This is a genomic window from Oceanobacillus rekensis (assembly GCF_002153375.1).
GTDB lineage: Bacteria > Bacillota > Bacilli > Bacillales > Amphibacillaceae > Oceanobacillus > Oceanobacillus rekensis.
Genome location: NZ_MTBQ01000002.1, coordinates 422,221 through 435,020, shown reverse-complemented (window position 1 = coordinate 435,020; position 12,800 = coordinate 422,221). Strand labels below are relative to the sequence as shown.

Genomic DNA, 12,800 nt, shown 5'->3' with positions numbered 1-12,800 from the left:
TTCTAGAGGAGGAATATCATGAATTTCTTTCGGAACGCTCCATTTATTTTTGTCACAATAATTGTACTTACATTAAGTACGTTCACCTTTACAAGTAGTAAGGTTATTGCTGCAGAGGGTAGAATCAATGATTTAATCATATTCCAGAACGTCCCCGAAGTAGCTATAACCGTTGAGGATAATCAAGTCGATTTAAATGTAATGAACATCTATAAGGATGGTCATTTTAAAATGACTTCTGAAAATTTAACATGGGCTTCAAAAAATAAGAATGTTGCTACAGTTGATCAAAATGGTGTTGTCACATTCACCGGACAAAACGGTCGTTCCTTCATCACAGTAACAGATGGTACTTCAACAGATCGAATCGCCGTGCATAAGAAACCATCCGAACAACTTGTTATAAAAGAAAAAGGAAATCGTTACAATATAATCAAAAACGCAATCAAAGGCATGACATTAAATGAGAAAATAGGTCAAATGCTTATGCCTGATTTTAGAAACTGGGACGGGAAAAATGTAACTGAAATGCTCCCTGAAATTGAAAATCTTGTTAAGGAATACCATCTTGGCGGAGTCATTTTATTCGCAGAGAATGTTGTCACTACAGAACAGACCGCGCGATTGGTGGCTGAGTATCAGGAAGCGAGTGAAAAGTATGGCTTGTTGCTGACTATTGACCAGGAAGGTGGTATCGTTACCCGCCTGCAATCAGGTACACATATGCCTGGGAATATGGCACTTGGCGCCACACGTTCAGTGGAAACTGCCGAGAACGTTGGTAGGGTTATCGGTGTGGAGTTAAATGCTCTAGGTATAAATATGAACCTCGCTCCAGTACTAGACGTAAATAATAACCCGGATAATCCGGTAATCGGTGTACGCTCTTTTGGTGAATCACCTCAACTTGTCGCTGAAATGAGTTCAGCGTATATTCAAGGTTTGCAAAGCACAGGGGTAGCAGCAACCGCTAAGCACTTCCCAGGACACGGTGATACAGCTGTTGATTCACATCTTGGACTGCCTGAAGTTCCCCATAATAAGGAACGTTTATTGGAAGTAGAACTCTTCCCTTTTCAACAGGCAATGAAAGAAGATATTGATGCAGTTATGACGGCGCACGTTACTTTCCCTATGATAGATGATACAAAAGTAATCTCTCAAAAGGATGGCACTGAAATCTCTTTACCTGCCACCCTTTCACATAAAGTATTAACCGGTTTGATGCGTGAAGAAATGGGATATGACGGTGTTATTATTACCGATGCTTTGAACATGGCTGCAATCGCGGAACATTTTGGATCCGTTGATGCCGTCATCCGTTCTGTAAAAGCTGGAACAGATATTATCTTAATGCCTGTCGGGCTTGAGGAAGTGGCAGGTGGGTTGCTTGAAGCTGTAGAAACAGGAGAGATAACAGAAGATCGTATCGAGGAATCGGTTGAAAGAATTCTGACTTTAAAGGTCGAGCGTGGGATTATCAAATCAGAGAACCCACTGCCAATAGAAGAAGTTATTGCAAATGCTGAAGCGGTTGTTGGCTCTGAAGCACATAAACAAGTCGAGGCAGAAGCAGCCAACCAATCGATTACCCTGATTAAAAATAACGATGTATTACCTTTCAACTTATCTAATGAAGAAAAAATCGTTGTCGTAGGTAATACGTATATTAACAGCTTGTATGACGCTATCCGTAAGTACCATCCGAATACAGCTCTTTTAGTAGCATCCGGACCGCTCAATGAGGACCAACTTGCTGAGCTTGAAAACGCTAGTGCAGTAGTTGCTGGTTCTTACACCTTTAATGTTAGTGGCCGATCACCAAAAAGCAACCAAATGCAATTGATCAATCAACTTATTGAGCATGTAGAAGCTCCGGTAGTCGGTGTAGGCATTCGTAATCCGTACGATGTGATGGCGTTTCCAGATATTGATGCCTACTTGGCACAATATGGATTTAGACCTGCAAGCTTTCAGGCGACAGCAGCAACACTTTTTGGCGAAAACAATCCAACTGGACTGCTGCCAGTAACTATCCCGGATCAAAATGACAATATACTGTTTGATTATGGATTTGGATTAAACTACTAAAAAATAAGGAGTGTTCAACCAAAATGAAAAAATCGCTTATTATGCTATTGACAGTTGTCATGGTTCTCACCTCTCTTTCTGCAGTTTTTGCAGATAAGGGTGGCAATGGAAAAGGTAAAGGTAAAGGAAACCCTAATGAATTACAATTAGGCGTTGATGTCTTACTCGATGAGCAAAAAGATCTAATTGAGGGAAAGCGAGTCGGATTAATTACCAATCCAACCGGTGTAGATCAGGAGTTAAATAGTATTGTAGATTTACTGCACAATGATCCGGATGTTGAATTAACCGCACTGTATGGCCCTGAACACGGTGTCCGTGGTGATGCACAGGCTGGAGCATATGTCGAGTTTTATAATGATGAAACGACAGGATTACCAGTCTATAGCTTATATGGCCAAACGAGAAAGCCGACACCGGAAATGCTTGAAAATGTGGATGTATTACTATTCGATATCCAAGATGTAGGAACACGCTTCTATACGTATATTTATACGATGGCATATGCAATGGAAGCAGCAAAGGAAAATGATATTGAATTTATCGTGCTTGACCGTCCTAACCCACTAGGTGGACATAAAGTCGAAGGTCCAGTTCTTGATCGAGAATATTCCTCCTTTGTTGGTAACTATCCAATCCCATTACGTCACGGAATGACAGTCGGAGAATTGGCCAAGCTTTTCAATGAAGAGTTTGAGATTGGTGCTGATTTAACGGTTGTGGAAATGGATGGTTGGAAACGTAATATGTATTACGATGATACAGACTTAGAATTTGTTTTACCATCACCAAACATGCCAACGCTCGATACAGCACTCGTATATCCAGGTGCAGCATTAATTGAAGGAACAAATCTATCAGAAGGTCGTGGAACAACAAAACCATTTGAATTGATCGGTGCACCTTTTGTCAACAGCACAGAATTTGCAGCAGTTTTAAATGAATTAGATTTACCTGGAGTCACTTTCCGGGCAGCATCCTTTACACCTTCCATTTCGAAACATGCTGGAAAACTCAGTCATGGTGTACAAATTCATGTGACAAACAAGAAATCTTATATACCAGTTGAAACTGGGCTTCATATCGTAAAAACACTGCATGATATGTACCCGGATGACTTTGAATTTCGTGCTGAAAATAGCGCTGGAATATCCTTCTTTGACAATTTAATTGGTAATGGCTGGATTCGTGAGGCAATTGAAAACGGAGATTCTGTTAAAGATATGGAGAAAGAATGGAAAGATGAATTGAAAGAGTTTGAAAAAGTTCGTAAAGATTACCTTATTTATTGATTAGATGAAAAAAGACATCCATTAAGCTGGATGTCTTTTCCTTTTTCTTTGTATCTATCCTTTTATCGCTCCTTCTGTCATGCCCTGTGAGATTCTCCTCTGGAAAATCGCATATAGAACAATTACAGGAAGAATAGCAATTACGAGACTGGCAAATAGTGTCCCCCAGGCATTCGTATATTGGGCTTCACTGCTAATAAAGTCGATTGCCAATGCTAATGTATAGTTTTCACTCGATTGTAAAAAGATCAATGCCATGAAATATTCATTCCAAAACTGGATCGCATTCATAATCGTTACCGTGATAATCCCCGACATCGTTAAAGGTGTAATAATTTTCCAAAGTACACCGTATGGAGATAACCCGTCAATTGCTGCAGCTTCTTCCAATGACTTTGGTATGGTGCCTATAAAACTTGTTAGAACAAAGATTGTAAACGGCAACTGGCTGACTGCATATACAATAGCCAATCCATAAATATTATCTAATAAACCTATATCCGATAGTAGAAAGAATAACGGTATCCACCCCAATACCATTGGGATCATCATTGCTGAAACATATAATGTAAATAATACTTTACTGCCACGAAAGTTGATACGCTCAATCGCATATGCAGTAGGAACAGCAAGTAATAATGTTAAAAGGGAACCAACTACTGTCACAATTAGACTATTAAATACACTTGTATCAATATTATAATTCGTCCATGCATCCGCAAAGTTCTGCCAATTAAAGTTTTCAGGAAACCCCCATGGATTACGGTAAATTTCTGCATTTGATTTAAATGAACCGAGGAACATCCAAAAGATTGGATATAACACAGCAATCGTCCATAAAATAAGTGGTATCCGTATTCCTGTTTTCCCTAATATATGTCCAACACTACGTTTCACTTCGCTTCCCTCCTTTCACACTTAAATTCTAGTATTCTACCTTGTCTCTCCGCATTAAAAATTGCATTAATAATACCGTTATTAGGGAAAGTATTAAAATCATAACTCCAATTGTAGCCCCATAACCGAAGTTATATTGTACGAATGCCTGTTGATAAAGATAGGAACCCATTACATGTGTGGAGTTATTCGGCCCACCCGCAGTCATTACCTGCACAATAACAAACGAACCATTAAGTGTCGTAATAACGATGTAAAGAATAGATATTTTTATTTGTGGCCAAACAAGTGGTAAGGTTACTTTCCAAAATTGCTGCCACTGGTTTGCTCCATCCATCTCAGCCGCTTCATAATAACTTTTTGACACATTGGATATTCCACCCATAAGCATTAACATAAATAAGCCGATTCCTGCCCAAATTGATGGCAGAACAAGACTTGGCAGTGCCCATGTCTCGCTTCCAAGCCAAGGTCTCGCCAAATTTCCGAGACCGAGAAATTCCAATCCTGAATTAACTAGCCCCATACTTGGATTATAGATGAAAGTCCATAGTATCCCGATTACAACAACAGACATAATATTCGGGAAGAAAAATACAACCCGGTAAAATGGTGCCTCTTTAATTTTCAGCTGTGTTAAAGCAACAGCAAAAAACATTGCTAAAATCATGATGCCAATAACTTTGGTTACTACAAGGAAATAATCATGGATAATCGTATTGGGGATGATCGCATCATTGAATAATTTTATGTAATTATCAAATCCAATAAATTCTTTGTTTTGGGAGGATCCTGACCAGTCAAAAAAAGAATAGTACAAGCCGCTGAACAAAGGATAAAGGGTAAAGATAGCAAACATAATAAACGTAGGAACTAAGCAAAATGCCAGAAACGTATATTTTTGTTTTTTAGACTGTACCATTCGATCACTCTTTCTAATAAAAATAGGTGTATGGAACATAATGGCTTATCAAATGCCATCATGTTCCACACTGACTTATAAGTTACTCATCGATTCTTATTAAATTAATCACGATATTCTGCAGCGGCTTTTTCTGCTTCTTCTACAAATTCTTCTGCAGTCATATTACCGAGCATTAAGGACATCAATGCATTACCAATTGGTGTTTCCAAGTCAGCACTCATTGGATGCGGTTTTTCATAGATTTGCACTTGTTCTGGATCATTAATCATTGCGTTCGCTTCGGTTAAATAACCTGGGACATTTTCATTTTCTGTTAAATCAACTTCTGTAATATTCATAATAGCTCCTGTATGTTCAGAGAATGACATTGCATACTCTCTAGTAAATGCAAACTCGACGAAAGCTTTAGCTGCCTCTGGATTTTCTGCATTTTCAGCTATTGCCAAAGGTCTTAAATCCGGAACAATAGCAAAGGGTTCACCTTCATCCTGCATTGGCGATGGAATAAAACCAAAGTCAAACCCTTCAGGTATATCATTTGCCATTTCATTCGGTAACCAGAAGCCTACAGGAATAAATGAATTTTCATGTAACAGAAAGTTCATTTGCGATTGCGTATGATTCAATGCACCCAATCCTGAATCAAACATGCCTTCCTGTTGCATGTTCTCCACTTTTTTCATTGTTTCAAGTACGACATCACTTGTCCATGCACCTTCTGCACCAGTAATTAAATCAGCAAGTAATTCTTCTCCACCAGCTGCACCAAATGCAGGGTAAAGCATGCCACGAAGGAAGTAATATGGATGCTGACCACTAGTCACGAATGGTTCGATTCCCTCTCCGTCTTTAATTTCCTCCATTGAACTCATAAAACTATCAAAATCTGTTGGTACGTCATAGCCCTTTTCTTCAAATAATGCTCTGTCATACCAAGTTCCCCATGTATCAAATACTAGAGGTAATGAGTAAATTTCACCGTTGAATTTACCAGGCTGTACGATAAAGCTATCCACTAATTTATCGCCGCCTTCCAGCTCAATTCCTTCCACCCATTCTGTTAAATTCATTAATTGTCCATCCTCAACCATCTGGGTTTCACTTGAGCCAGCCCCATCAATGTAGACAACATCAGGTGGATCATTGGATACCCAACGGGAGCGCATCTCATCGTTTATGTTTGGACCTGCATGTTCGATTACGTTTATATCAGGATATTCCTCTTGAAAATCTGCGATAACTTCCTTCCACCAGGAATCACCATAGCCACCTACAAAGTATTGGATTTCAAGATCCCCTGAAACTTCGCCCTCTGCATCCGTGCTAGGTGTTCCACTCGTTTCTGTAGCATCATCCGTATCATTGTTATCTTCACCTGAAGAACACGCTGCAATTAATGCCACCATCAACAACACAGCTATTAGTAAGAAAAAACGTCCTTTAAATAACCTGTTCAAACTCATTACCCCCTTTTATTTTTGTGAAAAATATATGAAACACATTACAAGTTTTAACCCAGTAATGGAGTTTCCGATTCTAATTAACTTTTAATGATTCAATTGCGAGTCTTGCATAACCATTACTCTTTAACAACGCCTCTTTCGCTACCTCCAAAGTAACTCCAGCTTCAATCATCACAATCGCAGGCTTGACTTCATGATTTGTCTGATTCAATACTTCTTCTGCTAACTCATAGGAAACATTTGTGATTTCAATAATGTTCTGTTTAGCACGTTCCTTCAATTTATAGTTGCTTGCATGGACATCCACCATTAAATTTTCATATACTTTCCCAAGCTTCACCATCGTTGTTGTGCTGATCATATTCAAAATCATCTTATGTGATGTTGCCGCTTTCATTCTTGTTGAACCAGTCAGAACTTCCGGTCCCACGACAACTTCTATCTCACAATCTGCATAGCTACTAATCAATGAATCTTTATTGCATGAAAGTGATATAGCATATGCCCCAAGTTCCCTAGCAAATTTTAAGGCACCAATTGGATAGGGGGTTCTTCCACTGGCAGTAATCCCTATGACCACATCCTGTTTAGTGAAATTCCTTAACTTTAAATCTGCTTCCCCTTGTGCTTCATTATCTTCAGACCCTTCAGCAGCTTGGAAAAATGCATTATTCCCACCGGCCATAACCGTTTGCACCGTCTCCGCTGGCGTCATAAAAGTTGGTGGACACTCTGATGCATCCATAACACCTAATCTTCCACTCGTACCAGCACCCACATAGAAAAGTCTTCCCCCATTGGATAAGGCTGCTACAATCTTTTCCACAGCAACTTCCACTTTTGGCAACACCAATTCAACCGCTTCGGCCACTTTCTTATCCTCTTCATTAATCAGTTTCAATATTTCAGCAGTAGACATCTGATCCAGATTCATACTATTCTGATTTCTATGCTCGGTAGTTAGATTAGTTAATTCCATACGCATAAGGTTCACCCTTGTCATTAGATTCGATTATTTTGGTTACCTAAATAATAGTAATAAAAATAATTTTCTCAATTTTACTTTATTATAGGTTGACTGAATTATTTTGTCAATATTTCTTTTTATTGTGGTAATAAAATTTCACTTATAATTTGAAAAGGCTGTTTTCTAAAAGATTAGGTCTATGATTAGTTGCCTCACCGCAAAGAATTGGGACTCCGCAATGCTCACCAAAAGAAATGTTGCTATTGCTACAAAATCTATAAACTGTGAGGTATTGCTGGGTTTATATACGTACGTGCTTTTCCCATCGTCCGGGATCGCTGCGGGTGGATGCGGACCTTAGGGCACGGCCTCCGCTCACCCGGACTGGTGAAGCTGTTAGATGCTTTTTAGCTATTATCAATTGTAGTAATTGTCAGCAACCTTCTAACTAGCTCTGGGAAATACACGGAGACTCCTTCGGGAAGAGAGGCATAGGTGAGACCCAGAAATGCGTTAGCATGAAGGGGCTCACCTATGCCTTAGGATGCGCGCATTGTATTTCCCAGAGCGGTTGCCGAAGTTTCTTATTTCGGAGTTATCTCCACTCTGTAATGCTTTAAAAGTAACAATCCTTTTCGGTTGGAGGAGTAGATGCCCCAAAGATTAATATAAGAGTTTTTATAAAGAAGCTATATTATTTCTTGAAAAACGAGATAGCTTCTCTCGTTTCATCTAAATGTCGTACAGTCTCTTCATATTGAACAGACGCTAAACACATAAATAATATATCGATTACCTGCAGTTGGGCGATTCGCGAGGAAGTTGCACCACTTCTTATTGTCGCTTCCTTTGCAGCAGATGTGTGTAACTGGATATCGGAAAAATTGGAAACCAATGAATTTCCATATTTCGTAATACTAATCGTTGTTGAATTTTTATGCTTGGCAAGCTTTAACAGCCTTACAACTTCATCTGTATTGCCTGAAAACGAAATACCAACCACTACATCATCTGGTCCTTTATTCGCAATGGAAGTTGCTGCCATATGTGCATCGGAAAAGGAATATGCATTCTTATTAATTCGCAAAAACTTTTGCTCGGCATCCTTTGCTGCGATATAGGAAGCACCGACACCAAAAAAAATGATGGATGGTGCATTTTCCAATGCACCGACAGCCCTTTGCAAATTCTTTTCATCCATAATATCAGCCGTCTCTTTTAGTGTTTGGATTGTATTTGTTGTAACTTTATCAATAATATTTTTAAAACCTTCATTCGGCTCGATATCACGATACTCGGTTACAGCCTGCTTTTGCAAATCACCAGCAACTCTTATTTTTAATTCCTGAAAGCCACTAAAGCCCAATGATTTACATAAACGAATGACTGCAGCACTACTTGTTTTACTTTTTTCACCGAGCATTAATGCTGTTAGCAGTATGGACTCCTCAGGATTTTCCAATATATAATGTGCTATTTTTTTCTCGGAAGGTGGCAAGCTGTTTACCATATCCTTTAAAATAACTAGTCCGCCCTTAAGTTGAGACATGCTTTCACCTTCTTTTCTAGTGGATTGTATCATTTATATTTTTTATAATGTCACTTGTCGGATGCTCTCCGCCCATAACATAAGCACCTATCAGGGAACCACCGACTGGAGGAATATCGGGCAATACAACTGTCTTATTGGGATCATCGTTTAGGCTAATCTTCACTAATTCGGCAATAGCTTTTTCACTAAAAATGCCTCCACATAACACTACTTTTACCTTATCATGTTCTGAAAATAATTTTTTATATAATGTTTTAATACTATGTGTAATCTCCTGGATTACACTACCTATTATTCTATCTGCTTCTGGATCTTGTTGCTTAAAAGATTGGATAACTATTTTTGAAAGAGCTGCAATTTCATTCTTCGGGCTTGGAGAACTGTAAATCTTTTGAATGAAATCATGCCCATTATCTTTATTAAAATACGTAAACATCCGCTGAGACATAATAGTGTTAGGACCTCTCCCATCATAAGCCTTTAATACTGCCATAATTCCTTGACGTCCAATATCATAGCCACTTCCTTCATCACCTAATAAATAGCCCCAGCCACCAACCCGGTCATGCTTTTGATTCTTGTTTATTCCGTATGTAATAGATCCTGTTCCTGATATTTGAACAATCCCTGGATTTCCGTATGTACCTGAATAAAGGGCGTTTATCGTGTCTGGTTCAACGTGAATGAGCGTATGGGCTGGTACGAATTGTTTAATCATATCTTTTAAGAAAATCTTGTTAGCTTCATTTCCAGTTCCCGCAATACCTGCAAACAGATTTGTAATCTTTTGAAAGCTAGTGGGCACTTGTACTTCCAGGGTGTGGAACAATTCCCTAAAGGTTTTCTCGAGCTCCTGCTTTGAGCAAGAATTCGGATTTGTCGAGCCAACTCTTGTCTGTGCAATAACTTTCCCATTCCTATCAGCAATTACTGCAACCGTTTTTGTACCACCACCATCGATACCCATTAGAAAATCCACCCAGTCACCTCCTAGCTATATTATATTTATACAATATATAATATTATATTAAAAAACAACACCGTTAATGAAATTTTATTTTAAATAAGATAAAAAAAAGAGAAGACAGTGGCTAGGTACCCACTGTTTCCTCAATCATCTCGCATGCTTCCTTTACAAACGCTTCACATCGCAACCTATCTTTTTCATCTGGCTCAAGTTCCACTTTTAACCGGGTTGGGACAAGTCTTGCACCAAGATACTCCAGTCGATCACCCATAATTTCAATCGACTCACAAAACACATCATAAAAAGATTCTCCAGAACCAAATACACCAATTAACCTGTCTTTAAGATTTATATCATTAAGTTCGTCATAGAAATGTTCCGCCTCAAAAGGAATCTCTCCATCATCTGCAGAATGTGTACCAATCAGAACTAAGTCATAATTAAGTAGTTCCTCTATATTAATCGAATCAAATTCAAATGATTTCATTACAACATAATAGCGCTGGCTCTCAAGATAGGATACCATCGCTTCAGTCATCATTTCTGTGTTACCCGTAGAGCTTGCATAAAGTATAAGCACCTTATTCATTGCTTCCCCTCCACTCTGGCTAATTATCACCTCCATTATAACGATAATGATAATCATTTTCAACTAGAGTATATTGCCACCACACAGTGCTTGCCTTGTTCGGTCATTCATCTGCTTTATGAGTGACCTTTTACTTGTGTTTTTGCATTCATCTGCTCTATGAGTGACCTTTTACTTGTGTTTTGCCTCGTTCGGTCACTCATCTGCTCTATAAGTGACCTTTTACTTTGTTTTTCGCCTTGTTTGGTCACTCATCGGATTTATGAAGAACACTTTCCTTATTTTTTTGCCTTGTTTGGTCGTTCATCGGATTTATGAAGAACATTTTTCTGAGATTGTTTAATAATCCTGCCTCGAAAATTTAATTTTTAATCCCTGTTTTTATAAAATCCTATTCAACTATTTTATACACTCTGGCTTCATAAGGTTGTAGTTTATTAGCTTCAAATTGATCATAATTACTGAGTAATAAATCCTTTGTTTTATTTTCCAGGTCAGCTGGTAACATCAATTCAACAACTTCTGCAAATAAATTCGTAATAATTACTACCGTCTCATCGTCCAATGTTCTTGTATATGCATAAACCTGATCATGGCCCTCCAAAATGATATCGTATCTTCCATAGATCAGCACTTCTAGTTCCTTTCTTAACGCAATCAACTTTTTATAGTAATGATAAATGGAATCTGGATTCTGCATTTCCTTTTCCACATTAATCTCTTTATAATTCGGATTAACCTGAAGCCATGGGTCCCCATTAGAAAACCCTGCATTTTTCCCCGTACTCCATTGCATCGGTGTTCTTGAATTATCCCGACCGGTTTTCCAAATAATCTCCATTATTTCTTCAACTGGTACACCTTCTTTTGTCTGTCGCTTGAATAGGTTCTTCGCATCAACATCATTATAATCTTCAATGAAAGGATATTGAACATTCGTCATGCCGATTTCCTGGCCTTGATAAATAAATGGTGTGCCCTGCATCAGAAAGTACATGGTTGCAAGTCCCTTCGCAGATTCAACACGATATTCCTTGCTGTTGCCCCAAGTCGAAAGCGAACGCGGCTGATCATGATTTTCCAGGAATAATGCGTTCCAACCCAAACCATTTAAGCCTGTTTGCCATTTTGTCATTATCTTTTTTAATGCATGAATATCCAATCCTGTATCTGTATTTTTCCCCCAAAGGTCTAAATGTTCAAATTGAAAAATCATATTGAACTTCCCGTTTTCTTCTCCTACCCATTCATCTGCCTCTTCTATGCTTACCCCATTCGCTTCACCGACCGTCATAATATCATAGTTGGCAAATGTCTCATCTTTTAATTCTTTCAGGAAATCCTGAATACCTTCACGATTCATATGACCATTATAGGAAGGAACGTATTTCTTTTGCATCGGATTAGGAAGATCAGGTAAACCAGCAATCTTTTTAATATGGGAAATGGCATCTACACGGAATCCATCAATGCCTTTATCAAGCCACCAATTGACCATTTGGTATAACTCTTTGCGAACATCGGAATTTTCCCAGTTCAGATCCGGCTGTTTTTTTGAAAAAACATGAAGAAAATATTCCTTTGTACTTTTATCATATTCCCAAGCAGAACCACCAAATATCGACTCCCAATTATTTGGTTCTTCCCCCTTCTTCCCCGGATGCCAAATGTAATAATCACGGTACGGGTTATCCTTTGAGGAGCGCGATTCTATAAACCATGGGTGCTCATCTGACGTATGATTAATTACTAAATCCATGATCAGTTTCATACCACGCTTATGGACCTCATCTAGTAATTGATCAAAGTCTTCCATTGTACCGAATTCATCCATAATGTCCTGATAATCACTAATATCATAGCCATTATCATCATTTGGGGATTGATAGATTGGACTCACCCAGATGACGTCGATTCCGAGATTCTTCAAATAGTCAAGCTTAGCTATTACACCTTGGATGTCCCCAATCCCATCCCCATTTGAATCCATAAAGCTTCGTGGATAAACTTGATAGGCAACTGCTTCTTTCCACCAGATTCTTTTCATAATCATCACT

The 12,800-nt window shown here is 38.6% G+C and carries 10 protein-coding genes; 2 read left to right on the top strand and 8 right to left on the bottom strand.

All coding sequences use genetic code 11. The annotated features are described in order from the left end of the window. Nucleotides 1-18: 18 nt before the first annotated feature. Together nagZ and BV906_RS05990 are read left to right on the top strand one after the other, a co-directional pair. Nucleotides 19-2,091 carry a beta-N-acetylhexosaminidase gene (gene nagZ, locus BV906_RS05995; protein ID WP_087972527.1) on the top strand — a complete coding sequence of 691 codons (2,073 nt, stop codon included), beginning with the start codon at nt 19-21 and terminating at the stop codon, nt 2,089-2,091. Nucleotides 2,092-2,114: 23 nt separating this feature from the next. Further along, nucleotides 2,115-3,383 (top strand): exo-beta-N-acetylmuramidase NamZ family protein, encoded by a 1,269-nt coding sequence (locus BV906_RS05990; RefSeq protein ID WP_087972526.1) that lies wholly within the window; start codon nt 2,115-2,117, stop codon nt 3,381-3,383. A gap of 54 nt (nt 3,384-3,437) precedes the next feature. Here the strand turns inward: BV906_RS05990 and BV906_RS05985 are convergent, their stop codons facing one another. The 8 genes from BV906_RS05985 to BV906_RS05950 all read right to left on the bottom strand — a co-directional run bounded on the left by BV906_RS05985 (nt 3,438) and on the right by BV906_RS05950 (nt 12,790). After that, nucleotides 3,438-4,280, bottom strand: coding sequence for a carbohydrate ABC transporter permease (locus BV906_RS05985; RefSeq protein WP_087972525.1), 843 nt, complete (start codon nt 4,278-4,280; stop codon nt 3,438-3,440). Between the two features lie 28 nt (nt 4,281-4,308). Next, nucleotides 4,309-5,202: a carbohydrate ABC transporter permease gene (locus tag BV906_RS05980; protein ID WP_087972524.1), complete on the bottom strand. Its 894-nt coding sequence runs from the start codon at nt 5,200-5,202 to the stop codon at nt 4,309-4,311. 104 nt (nt 5,203-5,306) lie between these two features. Continuing rightward, on the bottom strand, nt 5,307-6,668 hold the full coding sequence (locus BV906_RS05975; protein WP_087972523.1) for an ABC transporter substrate-binding protein: 1,362 nt from the start codon (nt 6,666-6,668) through the stop codon (nt 5,307-5,309). Nucleotides 6,669-6,741: 73 nt separating this feature from the next. Further along, on the bottom strand, nt 6,742-7,647 hold the full coding sequence (gene murQ, locus BV906_RS05970) for an N-acetylmuramic acid 6-phosphate etherase (RefSeq protein WP_087972804.1): 906 nt from the start codon (nt 7,645-7,647) through the stop codon (nt 6,742-6,744). A gap of 682 nt (nt 7,648-8,329) precedes the next feature. After that, nucleotides 8,330-9,184: a MurR/RpiR family transcriptional regulator gene (locus BV906_RS05965; RefSeq protein ID WP_087972522.1), complete on the bottom strand. Its 855-nt coding sequence runs from the start codon at nt 9,182-9,184 to the stop codon at nt 8,330-8,332. A gap of 16 nt (nt 9,185-9,200) precedes the next feature. Next, on the bottom strand, nt 9,201-10,166 hold the full coding sequence (locus BV906_RS05960; protein ID WP_087972521.1) for an N-acetylglucosamine kinase: 966 nt from the start codon (nt 10,164-10,166) through the stop codon (nt 9,201-9,203). Between the two features lie 112 nt (nt 10,167-10,278). Further along, nucleotides 10,279-10,743, bottom strand: a complete 465-nt coding sequence (locus BV906_RS05955; protein ID WP_087972520.1) for a flavodoxin domain-containing protein — start codon at nt 10,741-10,743, stop codon at nt 10,279-10,281. A 391-nt stretch (nt 10,744-11,134) separates the two neighbouring features. Then, a complete protein-coding gene (locus tag BV906_RS05950; RefSeq protein WP_087972519.1) occupies nt 11,135-12,790 on the bottom strand; it encodes a glycoside hydrolase family 13 protein in 1,656 nt (551 codons plus the stop codon). Between the last annotated feature and the right edge of the window lie 10 nt (nt 12,791-12,800).

Coding starts and splice junctions, on each gene's coding strand:
- nagZ (WP_087972527.1), top strand. CDS start 19: ATGAATTTCTTTCGGAACGCTCCATTTATTTTTGTCACAATAATTGTA.
- BV906_RS05990 (WP_087972526.1), top strand. CDS start 2,115: ATGAAAAAATCGCTTATTATGCTATTGACAGTTGTCATGGTTCTCACC.
- BV906_RS05980 (WP_087972524.1), bottom strand. CDS start 5,202: ATGGTACAGTCTAAAAAACAAAAATATACGTTTCTGGCATTTTGCTTA.
- BV906_RS05975 (WP_087972523.1), bottom strand. CDS start 6,668: ATGAGTTTGAACAGGTTATTTAAAGGACGTTTTTTCTTACTAATAGCT.
- murQ (WP_087972804.1), bottom strand. CDS start 7,647: ATGGAATTAACTAATCTAACTACCGAGCATAGAAATCAGAATAGTATG.
- BV906_RS05965 (WP_087972522.1), bottom strand. CDS start 9,184: ATGTCTCAACTTAAGGGCGGACTAGTTATTTTAAAGGATATGGTAAAC.
- BV906_RS05955 (WP_087972520.1), bottom strand. CDS start 10,743: ATGAATAAGGTGCTTATACTTTATGCAAGCTCTACGGGTAACACAGAA.
- BV906_RS05950 (WP_087972519.1), bottom strand. CDS start 12,790: ATGAAAAGAATCTGGTGGAAAGAAGCAGTTGCCTATCAAGTTTATCCA.